Annotated in this window: 20 protein-coding genes and 1 tRNA gene; 8 read left to right on the top strand and 13 right to left on the bottom strand. The window is 76.1% G+C overall.

The window, feature by feature from the left end:
• Positions 1-26 precede the first annotated feature (26 nt).
• A tRNA-Arg gene (locus tag ACI78V_RS08660) sits at positions 27-99 on the bottom strand.
• Between the two features lie 92 nt (positions 100-191).
• Between ACI78V_RS08660 and ACI78V_RS08655 the strand changes: the two genes are divergently transcribed.
• Positions 192-575, top strand: coding sequence for a hypothetical protein (locus ACI78V_RS08655; protein ID WP_456850435.1), 384 nt, complete (start codon positions 192-194; stop codon positions 573-575).
• Positions 576-693: 118 nt separating this feature from the next.
• Here ACI78V_RS08655 and ACI78V_RS08650 read toward each other — a convergent pair whose 3' ends face one another.
• From ACI78V_RS08650 to ACI78V_RS08640, 3 genes are all read right to left on the bottom strand, one after another.
• A complete protein-coding gene (locus ACI78V_RS08650) occupies positions 694-1,506 on the bottom strand; it encodes an alpha/beta fold hydrolase (RefSeq protein ID WP_456850434.1) in 813 nt (270 codons plus the stop codon).
• Positions 1,507-1,597: 91 nt separating this feature from the next.
• Positions 1,598-2,902, bottom strand: coding sequence for a cytosine permease (codB, locus tag ACI78V_RS08645; protein ID WP_456850433.1), 1,305 nt, complete (start codon positions 2,900-2,902; stop codon positions 1,598-1,600).
• A complete protein-coding gene (locus tag ACI78V_RS08640) occupies positions 2,899-3,396 on the bottom strand; it encodes a nucleoside deaminase (protein WP_456850432.1) in 498 nt (165 codons plus the stop codon). Before ACI78V_RS08640 ends, codB begins: the two co-directional genes overlap by 4 nt.
• Positions 3,397-3,535: 139 nt before the next feature.
• On the opposite strand from ACI78V_RS08640, the gene ACI78V_RS08635 reads away from it, so the two are divergent.
• The 5 genes from ACI78V_RS08635 to ACI78V_RS08615 are packed head-to-tail and all read left to right on the top strand — an operon-like array spanning position 3,536 to position 7,773.
• Positions 3,536-5,083, top strand: a complete 1,548-nt coding sequence (locus ACI78V_RS08635; RefSeq protein WP_456850431.1) for a PucR family transcriptional regulator ligand-binding domain-containing protein — start codon at positions 3,536-3,538, stop codon at positions 5,081-5,083.
• Positions 5,084-5,104: 21 nt separating this feature from the next.
• On the top strand, positions 5,105-5,551 hold the full coding sequence (locus ACI78V_RS08630) for an SRPBCC family protein (protein ID WP_456850430.1): 447 nt from the start codon (positions 5,105-5,107) through the stop codon (positions 5,549-5,551).
• A gap of 53 nt (positions 5,552-5,604) precedes the next feature.
• Complete coding sequence (locus tag ACI78V_RS08625; protein ID WP_456850429.1) at positions 5,605-6,468, top strand: NAD-dependent protein deacetylase; 864 nt, start codon at positions 5,605-5,607, stop codon at positions 6,466-6,468.
• Positions 6,465-6,779, top strand: a complete 315-nt coding sequence (locus ACI78V_RS08620; protein WP_456850428.1) for a biopolymer transporter Tol — start codon at positions 6,465-6,467, stop codon at positions 6,777-6,779. The genes ACI78V_RS08625 and ACI78V_RS08620 overlap by 4 nt, the downstream gene beginning before the upstream one ends.
• A gap of 31 nt (positions 6,780-6,810) precedes the next feature.
• On the top strand, positions 6,811-7,773 hold the full coding sequence (locus ACI78V_RS08615; RefSeq protein WP_456850427.1) for an MSMEG_6728 family protein: 963 nt from the start codon (positions 6,811-6,813) through the stop codon (positions 7,771-7,773).
• On the opposite strand, the gene ACI78V_RS08610 is transcribed toward ACI78V_RS08615, so the two are convergent.
• The 3 genes from ACI78V_RS08610 to ACI78V_RS08600 are packed head-to-tail and all read right to left on the bottom strand — an operon-like array spanning position 7,743 to position 9,402.
• Positions 7,743-8,630, bottom strand: a complete 888-nt coding sequence (locus tag ACI78V_RS08610) for a phosphotransferase family protein (protein WP_456850426.1) — start codon at positions 8,628-8,630, stop codon at positions 7,743-7,745. The genes ACI78V_RS08615 and ACI78V_RS08610 overlap by 31 nt on opposite strands.
• Positions 8,627-9,046 (bottom strand): PaaI family thioesterase, encoded by a 420-nt coding sequence (locus tag ACI78V_RS08605; RefSeq protein WP_456850425.1) that lies wholly within the window; start codon positions 9,044-9,046, stop codon positions 8,627-8,629. Before ACI78V_RS08605 ends, ACI78V_RS08610 begins: the two co-directional genes overlap by 4 nt.
• The gene (locus ACI78V_RS08600; RefSeq protein ID WP_456850424.1) at positions 9,043-9,402 is read right to left on the bottom strand and encodes a VOC family protein; all 360 of its coding nucleotides are present in this window, start codon (positions 9,400-9,402) and stop codon (positions 9,043-9,045) included. Before ACI78V_RS08600 ends, ACI78V_RS08605 begins: the two co-directional genes overlap by 4 nt.
• Before the next feature lie 90 nt (positions 9,403-9,492).
• Here ACI78V_RS08600 and ACI78V_RS08595 point away from each other — a divergent pair, with 90 nt between their 5' ends.
• Positions 9,493-10,194, top strand: coding sequence for a YbaK/EbsC family protein (locus ACI78V_RS08595; protein ID WP_456850423.1), 702 nt, complete (start codon positions 9,493-9,495; stop codon positions 10,192-10,194).
• 4 nt (positions 10,195-10,198) lie between these two features.
• Here ACI78V_RS08595 and mscL read toward each other — a convergent pair whose 3' ends face one another.
• The 3 genes from mscL to ACI78V_RS08580 all read right to left on the bottom strand — a co-directional run bounded on the left by mscL (position 10,199) and on the right by ACI78V_RS08580 (position 11,729).
• The gene (gene mscL, locus ACI78V_RS08590; protein ID WP_456850422.1) at positions 10,199-10,636 is read right to left on the bottom strand and encodes a large conductance mechanosensitive channel protein MscL; all 438 of its coding nucleotides are present in this window, start codon (positions 10,634-10,636) and stop codon (positions 10,199-10,201) included.
• Between the two features lie 51 nt (positions 10,637-10,687).
• Complete coding sequence (cpaB, locus tag ACI78V_RS08585; protein WP_456850421.1) at positions 10,688-11,305, bottom strand: Flp pilus assembly protein CpaB; 618 nt, start codon at positions 11,303-11,305, stop codon at positions 10,688-10,690.
• Between the two features lie 91 nt (positions 11,306-11,396).
• Positions 11,397-11,729: an FmdB family zinc ribbon protein gene (locus tag ACI78V_RS08580; RefSeq protein ID WP_456850420.1), complete on the bottom strand. Its 333-nt coding sequence runs from the start codon at positions 11,727-11,729 to the stop codon at positions 11,397-11,399.
• 226 nt (positions 11,730-11,955) lie between these two features.
• On the opposite strand from ACI78V_RS08580, the gene ACI78V_RS08575 reads away from it, so the two are divergent.
• Positions 11,956-12,408, top strand: a complete 453-nt coding sequence (locus tag ACI78V_RS08575; RefSeq protein WP_456850419.1) for an SRPBCC family protein — start codon at positions 11,956-11,958, stop codon at positions 12,406-12,408.
• A 6-nt stretch (positions 12,409-12,414) separates the two neighbouring features.
• Here the strand turns inward: ACI78V_RS08575 and ACI78V_RS08570 are convergent, their stop codons facing one another.
• From ACI78V_RS08570 to ACI78V_RS08560, 3 genes are read right to left on the bottom strand one after another with little or no spacing between them, the layout of a single operon-like run.
• Positions 12,415-13,623 carry an MFS transporter gene (locus ACI78V_RS08570; RefSeq protein WP_456850418.1) on the bottom strand — a complete coding sequence of 403 codons (1,209 nt, stop codon included), beginning with the start codon at positions 13,621-13,623 and terminating at the stop codon, positions 12,415-12,417.
• 24 nt (positions 13,624-13,647) lie between these two features.
• Entirely contained in the window at positions 13,648-14,211 is a 564-nt protein-coding gene (locus tag ACI78V_RS08565; protein ID WP_456850417.1) for a TetR/AcrR family transcriptional regulator, read from the bottom strand.
• On the bottom strand, positions 14,208-14,696 hold the full coding sequence (locus ACI78V_RS08560) for a DapH/DapD/GlmU-related protein (protein WP_456850416.1): 489 nt from the start codon (positions 14,694-14,696) through the stop codon (positions 14,208-14,210). Before ACI78V_RS08560 ends, ACI78V_RS08565 begins: the two co-directional genes overlap by 4 nt.
• Positions 14,697-14,759 lie beyond the last annotated feature (63 nt).

Below are 14,759 nucleotides of genomic sequence, written 5' to 3'. Positions count from 1 at the left end.
GCCGACCAACGGTCAGCACCGGAGAGTGCCCCCGGCAGGATTCGAACCTGCGACACACGGTTTAGGAAACCGATGCTCTATCCCCTGAGCTACGGGGGCTCGTCGGCGGACCGACCGGGGCGTACCGGAGGAGGTTAGCGGGCGCGGGCCGACGGCCACCCGGGGCGGTCCCGGCGAACTACCGTCAGCACATGGTGGTCGCGCTGGCCGAGCTCACCCTCCTGGTGCTGCTGGCCGCCCTGCTGCTGTACGCGCTCGGCACCTGGACGACCCGGCCCGTGCTGCGGACCGGTGCCGGCCAGGCCCGGCTGCCCACCCGCTCGCGGGCCGAGGTCGCCGCAGCGGTCGCGCAGGCCCGCTGGACGCCGGCCCACGACGAGGTCGACGGCGTCACGCGGGTGCTGCTGCGGCGTTCCTACACCGGCCTCGACGGGCTGCCGGTGGTGCTCGAGGACAGGGTCTTCGACACCTTCCCGACGGGCGACCCGGCGTGGGAGGTGCGCTTCACCGAGGCGATGTCGGGGGCCCGGTTCCGCTGCACCTACCTCAACGCCGAGGAGTCACCCGGCGACTAGGCACCCGGTCGCGCCGTGCCGGACCCGCGACCGCGTCCCTGCGCGACGCTCGCGGCGCCTCCGGCTCGTCGACGTCCCCGCGGCATCGTCCCGCGCCCGGCCCCCCGGGGCCGGGCGGTCAGGCGACGGCGCGCAGGGGCTGAGGCTTGCGCCGCCCGGCGGTCCGCTCCACGATGCGGGCGATGGTCGCCGGCCGGTCCGACTGCGGCGCGTGGCCGGCCATCAGCAGGGGGCTGAAGCGGGAGCCGGGGACAAGCGGCAGGTAGCGCACGGTCTGGCCGGAGGCGACCCAGTCGAAGAGGCCCTGCACCAGCGTGACCGGGCAGTCGACCCGGTCCAGGCCGCGCGGGACGTCGAGCATCAGCCCCCACAGCACGGTGCGCCAGAAGTCACGGGACTCGGCGAAGCCCTCACGCGCGCCGAGGGCCTCCTCGGGGGAGGTGCTCCACGGACGGGCCTTCAGCGGCGCCAGCAGCGCGGCCCGGCCGACCGCCGAGCGGGACACGGTCTCGATCAGCGGTTCGGTCGTGCGCATGGCGAGCCGGGCCATGCCCATCCCGATGCCCTGGAAGACCCGCTCCTGCGGGATGTTGAGGCCGGACGGCGAGATCGCCACCACCGACAGGGCGCGCCCGCGCACGGCCAGCTCGAGGGCGATCCGGGCGCCGAGGGAGTTGCCGAGGACGTGGACCTGGCCGAGGCCCAGCCTGTCGAGGGTGTGCTCGACGGTGTCGGTGAGGGCCGCGACGGTGGGGCGCTGCTCGAGGTGCGCCGACTCGCCGATGCCGGGGAGGTCGACGTTGACGACGTCGAAGCGCTCGGTCAGCAGGGGGAGGACGGCGCTGAAGTCACGCCGCGAGCTGCCCATGCCGTGCAGCAGGAGGAGCGGCTCGCCGGAGCCGGAACGGGTCGAGGACAGCAGCGCAGTCACCCGTTGTCCGTACCCGGGCCGGATCGACAGCAGGCCGTGACGTCCGCCACGCCGGCCCGTGGGGTGCCCTCGCACCCCACGGGCCGGGTGTTCAGCGACCCGCGCCGACCGGTTCGGCCGGCCGGGTGCCGACCCGGGACAGGCCCATCGACAGGGCGACGGCCACGACGATGCCGATCACCGGCGGGATGCCGATGCCGAGCTCGCCGCTGAGCCACGCCAGGAAGGCGGCGACCGCGTAGGCCAGCAGGTTCGGCCACCGCACCGCGGGTGGGACGGTGCCGGTGGGGATGCCGCGCCGCCAGCGGGCGAGGAAGTCGCCGATGATGACCCCGCCGAGCGGCGGGATGAAGGTCCCGAGCAGCACCAGGTAGTCGACCAGGTGGTTCTGCACCCCGGTCAGGGCGAGCACGGTGGCGATCACCGAGCCGCCGATGACGAACGGCGCCTTGCTCGGCCGGTTGAACAGCTCGGCGCCGGCCACACCGAAGGCGTAGGCGGTGTCGGCGTTGCTCTTCCAGAGGTTGCCGAACAGCAGCACCAGGCCCCAGCCGACCAGCCCGAGCTGGTACAGGACCAGGACGAAGTCGCCCTCGCCGAAGGTCAGCGCCCCGACCGCGCCGAAGAAGATCATCAGCCCGTTGCCGATCAGGAAGCCGATGATGCAGGCCCACACCGCGTGCGAGCCGCGGCGGGCGAACCGGGTCCAGTTCGGTGCCTGGGTGCCGGCCGACACGAACGTGCCCACGACCGTGGTGATCGCCACGGCCAGCGCCATCGACGTCGTCGGCTGGACGTCGGCCAGGCCGCCGAAGCCACCCACCTCCTGCAGCGACCGGGCGAGGACCCAGAAGGCCAGGACCAGGATCAGCGGCGTGGAGACCAGCGACACCCAGTACATGCCGTGGTAGCCCCAGTAGGCCGTCGCGCACATGAGCGCACTGGTCAGGATCATGATCGTGGCCCGGGCCGCGTAGGAGTCCCACCCCGTCGCCTCGGCGGTGAGGTCACCGATGGTCCCGACGACGACGGCGTACCAGCCGATCTGGGTACCGCCCAGCAGGATCGAGGCCAGCTTGGCGCCGCGCGAGCCCAGCGTGTAGCGGGACATCACGACGGTGGTGAGCCCGGTGCGCGAGCCGATCCAGCCCATCACCGCGACGTAGGTCCCGAGGATCGCCGAACCGGCGAGGATGACCAGGACCAGGTCGCCGAAGTCGAACGCCGGGCCCAGTGCCGCGCCGGCCAGCATCGTCGGGGTGAAGACGGTGAACCCGAGCAGGACCACCGCCACGGAGAAGAACGACTTCCGGGCGTGCGCCGGGACGGGCGTGACCGGGTAGTCCGGGTCGACGACCTCCGTGTCCACCGCCGCCGGTCGCTCGGCGGCGGTCACGACTCCTCCCCGATGTCCTCGAGCCACAGCTCGGGCCGCTCGGCGAGCATCCGCTCCATGAGCGCGACGCACTCGGCGTCGTCCAGCACGTCGACTTGTACGCCCTTCGACCGGAGCAGTTCCTCCGACGCCTGGAAGTTCCGGTTCTCGCCGATGACGATCCGCGGGATGTCGTAGAGCAGCGCCGTCCCCGCGCACATGAAGCAGGGGGACAGCGTCGTGTAGAGCGTGCTCCGGCGGTACACCGACGCCGGGAGCCGGCCGGCCTGCTCGATGCAGTCGGTCTCGCCGTGCCGGATGGCGCTGCCCATCTGGACGCGGCGGTTGCGGCCGACGGCGAGCACCCGGTCGCCGTCGACCAGCGCCGCGCCGATCGGGACCCCGCCCTCCTCCCAGCCGATCCGTGCCTGCTCGACGGCGAGGCCGAGGAAGAACCGGTCGCGTTCGGCGGGGCTCAGGTCCGGCGGGACGGTGGGCAGGGCAGGTGTGGTCACGGGGGCTCCTCGACGGTGGGCGACGCGCGCTGACGTCGGCAGCGAACCCTGCACGGGGGTGCCCGACAAGGGACACCGTGTCCGGTCCGCGGGGTGCCGGGCTTGACGCGGTGCCCCTGGCCCCGGAGGCTCCTGCGCCGTGCTGCCCACCGTGTCCGAGGTGCTCGACCTGCCGTCGCTGCGCGCGGCCGCCCCCGAGGTGCTGGCCGGGGACCCGCGCGCCGCCGTCGTCCGCTGGGTGCACTCCTCCGAGGTCTACGAGATGGGCGGCCTGCTGGCCGGGGGCGAGCTGCTGCTGACCACCGGGCTCGGGCTGCACGGCCGCTCGGCGCAGCAGGTCGTGGACTACGTCGAGCTGCTGGCCGACGCGGGGTGCGCCGCCCTGGCGCTGGAGGTCGGGCGCACCTTCTCCGTCGTCCCGCCGGAACTGGTGACCACCGCACGGCGGCGCGGGGTGGTGCTCCTGGCGCTGCGCGAGGTGGTGCCCTTCGTGCGCATGGTCGAGGACTTCCACGACCTGGTGCTGCGCCGCAAGCTGTCGTGGCGGCACGCCGGGGAGCCGGTCTGGCAGGAGCTGCTCGGCCTGGTGGTCTCCGGGCAGGGCCTGGCCGCGGTGCTCGACGCCGTCGCCCGGCTGGCCGACTGCCCCGCCGAGCTGGTCGACGTCGACGGGCGGGTGGTCGAGCGCAGCCGCCTCCCCGGGACGGCGCACCCGACCGACCGCACCGTGGCGGAGGTGCGTGGGCAGCACGGCCCGGTCGGCCGGCTGGTCCTCCTGGGCCGGCGCACCGCGCGGCGCACCGGCGTCGCCGACCGCGCCGCGGTCGCCGTGGCGCTGGAGCTGGGCCGGCACCCGGACGTCGGCTCGCGCCCCTCCCTCGCGCAGGCCGTGGTCACCGACCTCGTGGCCGGCGTCCTCGCCTCCGAGGGCGAGCTGCGGACCCGCCTGGCCGCCGCCGGGTGGGTGCCGGCCCCCGGCGTGCCGGTCCTCGTGGCCGCCGTCGAGTTCGACCGCCGCGCACCCACGAGCGAGGCGGTGCCCGCGGTCCGGCAGGCCGCCGAGGAGGTGCTGGGGCAGTGCCTGGTCGGCGCCGCCGGGAGCGCGGTGCTGGTGCTCGCCCGCGGCTGGCCGAGGTCCGCACTGCCGCGGCAGCGGCAGGCGGTGGCCGGACTGCGCGACCGGCTGTGCGCCGGGCCGCTCGGCACCGCGATCCGGACCGTGGGGGTGGCCGACGCGGTCGGGGCGCTGGCCGACGTCCCGGCCGCGGTCGCCGAGGCCCGCGAGGTGGTCGCGCTCAGCCGCCGCGTCGGCAGCCGGGAGCCGGTCGTGCTCGCCCGGGACGTCGCCGTCCACCGGCTGCTGGCGGCCGGCCCCTCGCCGGGGGAGGTCAACCGGTTCGTCGCCGGCCAGCTCGGACCGCTGGTCGACCACGACGCCGCGCACGGCACCGAGCTGCTGCGCACCCTCGACGCACACCTGGCCACCGGGCTGAGCAAGACCCGCACCGCCGACGTGCTCGGCATCCGGCGGCAGTCGCTGTACGCGCGGCTCGACCGCATCGAGCACCTGCTCGGCGCCCCGGTGCAGGACCCTGCCCAGCACGTCGGGCTCGGCGTGGCCCTGGCGGCGTGGCGGATGCGGACCGGTCTGGACCCGCAGGCGGTCCCCGGCCCGGCCCGCGGTTGAGCGCCTGGGCAGGATGGGGGCATGGGACAGGTCGTGGCCACCGCCGAACGCATCGTCAAGGCCCCGTCGGAGCGGGTGCTCGCCGCCCTCGCCGACTACACCGAGACCCGACGGCGGGTGCTGCCCGAGCAGTTCAGCGACTACCGGGTCGAGGCCGGCGGTCAGGGCGCGGGCACCCGGGTGGCGTGGCGGTTCGCCGCCACCTCCAAGCGGGTGCGCGACCAGCTGGTCGAGGTGACCCAGCCCGACGAGGGCACCCTCGTCGAGACCGACACCCGGTCGTCGATGGTGACCACCTGGACGGTGCACCCGGCCGATGCCGGGGTCAGCACCGTGCGGGTGCGCACCACCTGGAACGGGGCGGGCGGCGTCGGCGGGTTCTTCGAGCGCACCTTCGCGCCCAAGGGCCTGCGCCGGGTGCACGAGGACCTGCTGGGCCGGCTGGAGCGGGAGCTGTCGGCCGGCTGACCCGGGGCGCTGCGCCGGCGGCGCGGCGGGCGATCGGAGGGGACGATGGCCGGGTGACCGCACCGCCCACCGTCGTCGCGCCGGCCGTCGACCCGGCCGCCCTCGACGACCTCGCCGCGCTGGTGGAGGACGGCGACGTCGTCGTCCTCTCCGGCGCCGGGTTGTCCACCGACTCCGGCATCCCCGACTACCGCGGCGCCACGGGGTCGCTGCGCCGGCACACACCGATGACGTACCAGACCTTCCTGCGCGACCCGCGCGGACGGCACCGGTACTGGGCGCGCAGCTTCGTCGGCTGGCGGCAGATCCGCGCGGCCCGGCCCAACGCCGGCCACCGCGCGGTCGCAGACCTGCAGGCCGCCGGGCTGGTCACCGGTGTCATCACGCAGAACGTCGACGGGCTGCACCAGGCGGCGGGGGCGCGCGAGGTCCTGGAGCTGCACGGCGGGCTGGACCGCACCGTCTGCCTGGCCTGCGGGGACGTCGCGAGCCGGGCCGCGCTCGACGAGCGGCTGCAGGCGGCCAACCCGCACTTCGGACCGCACGCCGACGAGGTCAACCCCGACGGCGACGCCGAACTGCCCGACGAGGTCCTCGACGGGTTCGTGATGGTCGACTGCCTGGCCTGCGGGCGCGGCCCGCTCAAGCCCGACGTCGTCTTCTTCGGTGAGACCGTGCCGCGCGACCGGGTCGATGCCAGCTTCGCCATGGTCGAGCACGCCGGTGCCCTGCTCGTGCTCGGTTCCTCGTTGACGGTCATGAGCGGCTACCGCTTCGTGCTGCGCGCGGAGAAGCTCGGCATCCCGGTCGCGCTGGTCAACCTCGGCCCGACCCGCGGCGACGCGAAGGTCGACGTCCGCGTCGACGCGCCGCTCGGCACGGTCCTGCCCCAGCTGGCCCGGCGTCTGGCGGCGTGAGCCGGGAGGTCGGCCGTACCGACGACGGCCGCTGGATCGTCGTCGACGGCCGGCGCTGGCGCACCGCCGACCCGGCGCTGCCCGAGGAGGTCCGAGCCCGCCTGCTGCACCACCTCGGGGTCGCGCGTGCCGCCGTCCGGACCGCTGGGCGCCGGGGGGACGACGCCGCGGTGGCGGCCGCCCGGGCGCGCGTCCAGCTGGCCAAGACGGGGCTGGGCGAGCGTGGTCCGGCATGGTGGGACGAGGACGACGACGAGCGCCGCGCGCGCTGGGAGGCCGCCCTCGCCGCACTCGAGTCGTCGGGCGGTTGACCCTGCGCCGGCCCGGGAAGGACCGAACCCGATGCAGACCTTCCTGCCCGTCGCCGACTTCGAGCTCAGCGCCCGGCTCCTGGACTCACCGCGCCTGGGCAAGCAGCGCGTCGAGACGCTGCAGGTGCTGCGCGCTCTCGAGTTGCCCGACTACGGCTGGGTCTCGCACCCGGTCGTGCGGATGTGGCGGGGGCGGACGGCGGCGCTGGTGGCCTACGGGCTGGCGATGGTCCGGGTGTGGCGCGAGCGCGGGTTCGCCGACAGCACGTACGCCCTGATCGCCGAGTTCGCGCCCGAGGTGGTGGGGGAGTCCCAGGAGACGCTGGCCCGCGCCGGTCTGCTGCCCTCCTGGGTGGGCGACGAGGCGCTGCACCTGTCCCACCGGTCGAACCTGCTGGCCAAGGAGCCGGCGTTCTACCGGGGGCGGTTCACCGAGCTGTTCGGTCCCGAGCCCGACGACCTGCCCTACGTGTGGCCCGAACCGGACGACGTCCCGCCCGCACCCCCGCCCGAGGGTGCGCGGGTGTGGGTGGTGCGCCCCCGCGCGCACAACGAGCTCGGCGCGTGCCTGGCCGCCGGCATCGTCGGGCTGGGCACGCAGTCCGGCATCGACGTCGACGCCACCGGCCTCGGCCCCGCCGAGCTGCGCGCCCTGTCGAAGGAGATCTCCGGACGACGCCCGGCCAAGGACCTCCGCCAGCTCTCGACCTTCCTCGACGAGGTGCGCCCCGGCGACCCCGTCGCGCTGCCCGTCGAGCACGGCGCGGGGCTCCTGGTCGGCGAGGTGCTCGGGGACTACCTGTTCGACGGCCGGGAGCTGCTGCCGCACCGACGCCCCGCCCGCTGGGACCGGGTGGTACCCCGGTCGGCGGCCCGCCCCCCGGCCACCCTGCAGGACCCGCGGGCGCTGTTCTCCGTCGTCATCGACCCCGCGGTCCTGCCGCCGTCCGAGGCGGGCACGACCTACCGCGAGTCCTCGCTGCCGCTGGCCTGATCGAGGGGGCCGTCCAGCGCGGTGGCCAGCCGCTCCCGCGCCGCCGTCCACCGCCCCGGGTGGCCGACGGCGACCACGACCGACCAGGCCGCCGCGTGCAGTCGCCGCAGCTCCAGCCACGGGGCCAGGTCGGTGTCGCCGGGCGCGTCGGGCAGCGCGTCCAGCGCGGCCCGGCCGTCCAGCCGGGAGGTGGTCCGCAGGCAGGCGAGGTCCCAGCCCCGCGGGCCCGGGCAGGTGTCCTCCAGATCGGTCCAGACCCAGCCGGCCGGGGTGGCCAGCAGGTTGCCCGGGTGCGCGTCGCCGTGCAGCTGGCCGCCCTCGCCGTCCAGCCGCGGGCGCAGGCCGTCCAGCCGGGCGGCCAGCCGCGCCAGCTGCGCCGGGGGGACGCCCCACGCGCTGCCGCGCTCGAGGAAGACGGCGAGGTCGTCGAGCGGGGTGTCCAGGGACCGGCCGGTCGGCGGGAGCCCGGCGAGGTGCCCGTGCAGTCCGGTCAGCGCGGAGGCGACCTCCCTCGGCGTCGGCGCCTCCGGCAGCACCCGCACGTGCGTCCAGAACGAGAGCACCGTGCCGTCGTGCCGGTGCGGGCCCGGCGGCACCAGGTCGCTGGGCGGCAGGACCGGTGCGCCGGCCGCCGCCAGGCCCCCGGCCACCGTGACCTCCCGGCCGAGGTGCAGGGCGACGTCGGGCCGCAGCAGGGTGGTCAGCGTGGCCACCCGGGCGACCACCGGCGCCGGCGTCAGGTGGACCACCACGTTCACGCCGTCGTGCAGGACCCGGGGGTGCTCCGACCGGATCCCGTGCGCCGCGGCCACCACCCGGGCGGTGGTGACCGCCCGGGCGACCCGGCCGGGGGTCACGACCCGGGGAGGGCCACGTTCTGCAGCCGCACCTGACCGCGGGCGACGAGCTTGCCGTCGTCGGCCCGGGTGAGCAGCACCTGCCACAGCTGCTGCGTACGGCCCTGCTGCACCGGCTCGGCGACGACGTCCAGCCGGCCGCTGGTCGTGCTGCGGATGAAGTCGGTGTTGTTGTTCACCCCGACGGCGAACTGGCCGTGCCCGACCACCGCCGCGCTGGCGCCGATGCTGGCGGCGGACTCGATGACGGTGCAGTACAGCCCCCCGTGGACGACGCCCCAGGGGGTGTGCTGGTCCGGCCCCAGCTCGACGACGCCGGTGACCCGCGTGCCGCTGACCTCGTCCACGGCGAACCCGGTCGCGGCGACGAACCGGCTGGCCGAGGTGAGGTCGACGCCGGGCAGTTCGGCGCTCACGCGTCCCACACCAGGCAGAAGGGGTGGCCGGCCGGGTCGGCGTAGACGCGGAAGTCTCCCCCGCCCCCGGGCAGCCGACGGGCGCCCAGCGCCAGCGCCCGCGGCTCGGCCTCCTCGACGTCGGCGACGCGGACGTCGAGGTGGAACTGCTGGGGCCGGTCGGGGTCGGGCCAGTCGGGCGGCCGGAGGTCGGGCGCCTGCTGGAACGCCAGGCGGTGGCCCTGGCCGGTGACGACGACCCAGTCGTCGCCCGGCTCCCCCTTGGTGACCGCCATCCCGAGCAGCTGCGCGTAGAAGGTGGCGAGCGCGTGCGCGTCGGGGGCGTCGATGACGACGGAGTGCAACTGGCCGATCATGACCCCATCCTGACCTGGCCCTCCGCGGGCGACCAGCGCGGTTCCGGCCCGTTCCCGCCCCGATCCGGCCACCGGGGCAGGATCGGGGGCGTGGCCCCGTCTCCCTCCCGCGCCCCGCAGCTCGGCTCGCTGACCTGGATCCCCGCCGCCGACCGGCCCGACCTGCTCGCCGCCCCGGTCGCGGCGGCCCTGGGCGGCCTCCCCGCGCCCGCGTGGGTGGCCGAGATCGACGACGACCTCGCCGACACCGCCGCGTTCACCGAGGCCTACGGGGTGCCGCTGGAGGCCTCGGCCAACTGCGTGGTGGTCGCCGCCCGCCGGGCCGGGCAGACGATGCTGGCCGCCTGCCTGGTGCCGGCCACCACCCGGGCCGACGTCAACGGGCTGGTGCGGCGGCACCTCGGGGCCCGCAAGGCCTCCTTCGCACCCCAGGACGTCGCCGTCGCCGAGAGCGGCATGGCCTACGGCGGCATCACGCCGATCGGCCTGCCGCCGTCCTGGCCGGTGCTGGTCGACCCCGTGGTCGTGGCCGCCGAGACGGTGGTCGTGGGCTCCGGCACGCGGGGCAGCAAGCTGGCGCTGCCGGGTGCGGCGCTGGCCGCGCTGCCGGCCGCCGTCGTCCTGGAGGGGCTGGGCCGGGCGCCGGTGGACCCGCCCCCGCCGGTCGCCGCGGCCCCGACCGGGCGGGCGCCGGACGACCGGGACGTCGGCTGGGGCGAGCGCCCGGACGACCGCGCCACCGACGACCGCCGCTACCTGGAGGACCGGCCGCCGCACTGGGGCAGCGACTGACCCGTCACAGCTGCCCGGGGAGCGTCGTCGTCCCCGGGCCGGAGCGGTCGGGGCCCGGGCCGGCACCCTGCTGCGCACGCAGCAGGTCGCGGATCTCGGCCAGCAACTCCACCTGGGTCGGCTCGGCCGGGCCGGCCTCCTCGCCGCGCTTGCGCCGCTCCACGATCGTCTTCATGGGGAGGACGACGACGAAGTAGACGACGGCCGCGGTGAGCACGAAGGTGATCACCTGGCTGACGAACGCGCCCCAGGTGAAGGTCTGGCCGTTCACCGTGAAGGAGCCGCCGAGCTCGCCACCGCCGCCGATGAGGCCGATCAACGGCGTCAGGAAGGACTCGGAGAACCGGTTCACGACCGCGGTGAAGGCGGTGCCGATGACGACCGCGACCGCGAGGTCGACCACGTTGCCGCGCAGCAGGAAGTCCTTGAAACCCTTGAGCATGGGGCTCATCCAGCCACAGGCGGGACCGGTCCGGGGGATCGGGGCGGCGCGTCACGGCGGCGGGAGGCTGAGGCTGAGCGTCGCGCTGGTGGCCGCGGCGGCCAGGAGGGCGGCCGTGCCGCCGTCCACGGCGAGCAGCAGCAGCCCCTCGCCGGTGTCGTCCGGCCCCGGCGCGGCCAGCACGAGCGCTCCGGCGGCGACGACCTCGGCGCGCTCGGCACCCGCCGTGGTCGCCAGGACGTCGACCCGGTCACCGGGGCGCACGAGGGCGCTCACCGCGAGGTCGGCCAGCCGCACCGGCGCGGCGACCTGGTCAGCGGTCAGCAGCGCGGTCAGGCCCGCACCCACCACGCGGGCGTCGGTCACCGGCTCGGCGGCGCGCAGGCCGGCGGCGAGGGTGGCGCCGACCAGGGTGCCGGGGTCGGTCACCGCGCCGCTCGGCCGCAGGGCGGGCGGGTACGGGGCGACCGTGAGGTCGTCGGCGGTGAGCACGACCCCGGGTGGCAGGTCGCCCGCGGCCACGACCACCGGGACGGTCTGCGGCGCGCCGGTCGTTGCGGGGTCCGGAGCCGGCTGCAGGGCCAGCACGAGGGCGGTGGCCGCGAGCACCGCGGCCAGCACCTGCCGGGCGGTGTGCACGAGCGAGCGGGGACGGCGGAGACGCACCATGCGCCCACGCTGACGGCCACCGGTCACCGGTGGGCCGGCTCCGGCGCGGTTGTGGAGGGCGGTCCGGCCTGTGGACCGAGCCGCCGGGTGGTCAGCCGGCGGCGGCCTTGCTGGTGGTGGAGGAGCTGCCCGTCGACGAGCTGCTCGACGTCGAGCTGCCGGAGGAGGTGGTCGAGGAGGAGGTGGACGCGGCCGACTCCTTCTTCGGCGAGCCGCCGGCCGACTCGCCGGCCGGGGAGCCCGACCGGCTGTCGGTGCGGTAGAAACCCGAGCCCTTGAAGACCACGCCGACCGACCCGTAGACCTTGCGCACCGGGCTGCCGCACTCGGTGCACTCGCTCAGGGCGGGGTCGGTGAAGGACTGCACGACCTCGAACTCGTGGCGGGTGTCGGAGTTGGTGCAGGCGTACTGGTAGGTGGGCACGGCTCGGGACTCCTCGTGGACGGGCCGGGTTGGCACTCTCACCCGGCGACTGCCAATGATGCGCTTCGTCGCGCCGTCCGTCCACGTGCTGTCGGGGAGCGGCGCGTCCGCGGACCGAGCGCAGGACCGCGCCGAGGGGAACCGGCGAGAGGTCGTGTCGCCCCCCGGTGGCAAGGTGGCCGTGCCGCCGTCCGGCGGCACGGCCGGTCGAGGGAGTGGGGCAGCGGTGCAGGACGTGGAGGTCCGCCGGCACGTGGCGGCGACGGTGCAGCGGGTGTGGGACGTGGCGACCGACCTCGCGGGCTCGCCGCAGGTGGTCCGGGGGATCGACGCCGTGGAGGTGCTCACGCCGGGGCCGTTCGGCGTCGGGACACGGTGGCGGGAGACGCGGACGATGATGGGCCGGTCGGCGACCGAGGAGATGACGGTGACCGCGGTGGAGCCGCTGCGGTCCTACCGGGTCGAGGCGGCGAGCCGGGGCGCCCACTACGTGTCGACGTTCGCGTTCGCCCCGTCCGCCGACGGCGGGACGGACGTGACGACGACCTTCGGCGGTCGGCCGACGAGCACGGTGGCGCGGGTCCTCGGGGCGGTCACCGCGCCGCTGGGACGCCGTGCCGTGACCCGGGCGCTGGAGCAGGACCTGGACGACATCGCGGCGACCGCCGAGCGGGCCTGACCCGGCTCAGCCCCCGGCGAGCCGGTCCGCGACCGGCCGGCCCGGCAGGGCCCGTCCGAGCACGAGCGCGCCGACCCCGGCGAGCACGACCGTGAGCAGCCCGACCCGCAGGCTGGACGCGTCGGCCACGGCGCCGATCAGCGGCGGGCAGACCAGGAAGCCGATCCGCAGCAGCCAGTTGATCACCGCGAGCCCCACCCCGTGCGGGAGCCCGGGCAGCTCGTCGGCGGCGTGGTAGACGGCCGGGACCAGCGTGGCGACGCCCAGACCGGCGAGGGCGAACCCGACGAGGGTCGTGGGCACCGACGGCAGCGCCAGGGCCAGCCCCATCCCTGCCGCGGTCAGTGCCCCGCCGACGCGCACCACCCGGCGCTGGCCGAACCGGTCGACGACCCGGTCGCCGGTCAACCGCCCGACGGTCATCGCCACCGACAGCGCGACGAAGCCCAGGCCGGCGGTGGCCGCACCGGCGTCCAGCTCGGTGCGCAGGTACAGCGCGCTCCACGAGGCGCCGGCGTCCTCGACGAACGCGCCGCAGGCGGCGAGCACGCCGAGCACCGCGAGCGCCGGGACGGCGGCTCGCCGGCGCGGGCGCTCCCGCGGCTGCTCGTCGGCGGCCGGCTCCGGCTCGTCGCGGCCGGGCAGCAGCGCGCGCGAGGCGACCAGCGCCAGCGCACCGAAGACGACGGCGGAGCCGGCGAGGTGGGCGACCAGTGGTACGCCCAGCCCGGCCGCCACCGAGCCGAGCAGCCCACCCGCGACCGCGCCGATGCTCCAGATGCCGTGGAAGGCGTTGAGGATCGAGCGCTGGTAGAGCCGCTGCACACGCAGCCCGTGCGCGTTCTGCGCGACGTCGATGACGGCGTCCAGCGCGCCGATGACCAGCAGCGCCACCGCGAGGCCGAGCCAGTTCGGCGCCACCGACACCGTCCACACCGTGACGCCGAGCAGCACCAGGCCGTAGGAGGCGACCCGGCCGGAGCCGAGGCTGCGGATGAGCGCCGCCGACGACAGGCCGGCCAGCAGCGCACCCAGGGGCAGGGCCGCCAGCGCCGCACCCAGGGCGGTGCTGCTCAGCCCGAGCTGCGCCTTCACCTCCGGCAGCCGGGGCACGAGACCGGCGTAGAAGACGGCGTTGGTGAAGAAGCAGGCGGCGACAGCGGTCCGAGCGCGGCGCAGGCGCGCGGCGTCGACGGTCGCGGGGGCGACGGACATGAGGGGATCCAGGAGGTGTCGGGCTCAGCCGGCGAGCCGGGAGAGGGCGGAGCGGATCTGGGCGGCGTCCATCGGGTCGGTGGACAGGGCGCTGTGCAGCACCAGGCCCTCCACCAGCGCGTCGACCTCCCGCGCGGTGACCGGGTCGAGGTGGCGCTCCAGGCTGCGGCGGCTGCGGGACATCCAGTCCTGGGTGACCGCGCGCAGGGCCGGGGTGCGGGCCGCGGCGACGTAGAGCTCGACGGCGAGCACCAGGTCCCGGCTCGAGCCCAGCAGGTCCCCGGTCAGGTGCTCGACCAGTGCCTCCAGCGCCGCTACCCGGTCGGGTGCGGCGCGCATGCGCTGGTCGAAGCGCTCGGCGACGGTGTCGACGTGCCGGGTGAACGCCGCGGCGAGCAGCTCGGTCAGCGAGCCGAAGTGGTAGGTCAGCGACCCGAGCGGGACGTCGGCCGCGCGGGCGATCGCCCGGTGCGTGGCCGCGGTGACGCCCCGCTCGGCGATGACGTCCAGCGTGGTGTCCACGAGCCGGTCGCGCCGTCCCGGGTCGTGCCGGCGGGCCCGCCGCGCCGTGACCGGAGCGGCGCTCACCGGCCCGCCGCGTCCAGCGTGCGGACGACGCGGGCGGGGTTGCCCACGGCGACCACGTCCGCCGGCAGGTCGCGGGTGACCACGGCCCCGGCACCGACGACGGTGTTCTCCCCGATGGTCACGCCGGGCAGCACGATCGCCCCGCCGCCGAGCCAGACGTCGTCCCCGATGGTGGTCGGCGCGACGTCCAGGGCGACCAGGCCGGAGTTCGGGAAGCAGCGGGCGCCGAAGCGGATGGAGCTGCCGTGGTCGACGTGCAGCGGCGGCCGGATCTCGGTGCCCTCGCCGACGGCGCCGGGCAGCTCGTCGAGCAGCTGGCGGCGCAGCGGACCCTGGCGGACCGACGTGGCGTCGTAGGCGTCGGCGAGGTCGAGGGCCCGTGCGCCGGCCTCGGCGAGCTCGCGGTCGTCGGCGGTGTGGAGGTCCCCGGCGAGCACCCGCTCGCGCAGCGTCCGGGAGTCGCCCGCATCGGGCCGGGAGTGCATAAGAACGAGCGTACACAACGGTCGTCGCGTGCCGGGGAGTGCGGACGGCGTCCGGCGGGACCC

It is taken from the genome of Geodermatophilus sp. SYSU D00742, assembly GCF_054049935.1.
The sequence above is the reverse complement of the archived record's forward strand: the minus strand, read 5'-3'. Positions and strand labels throughout refer to the sequence as shown.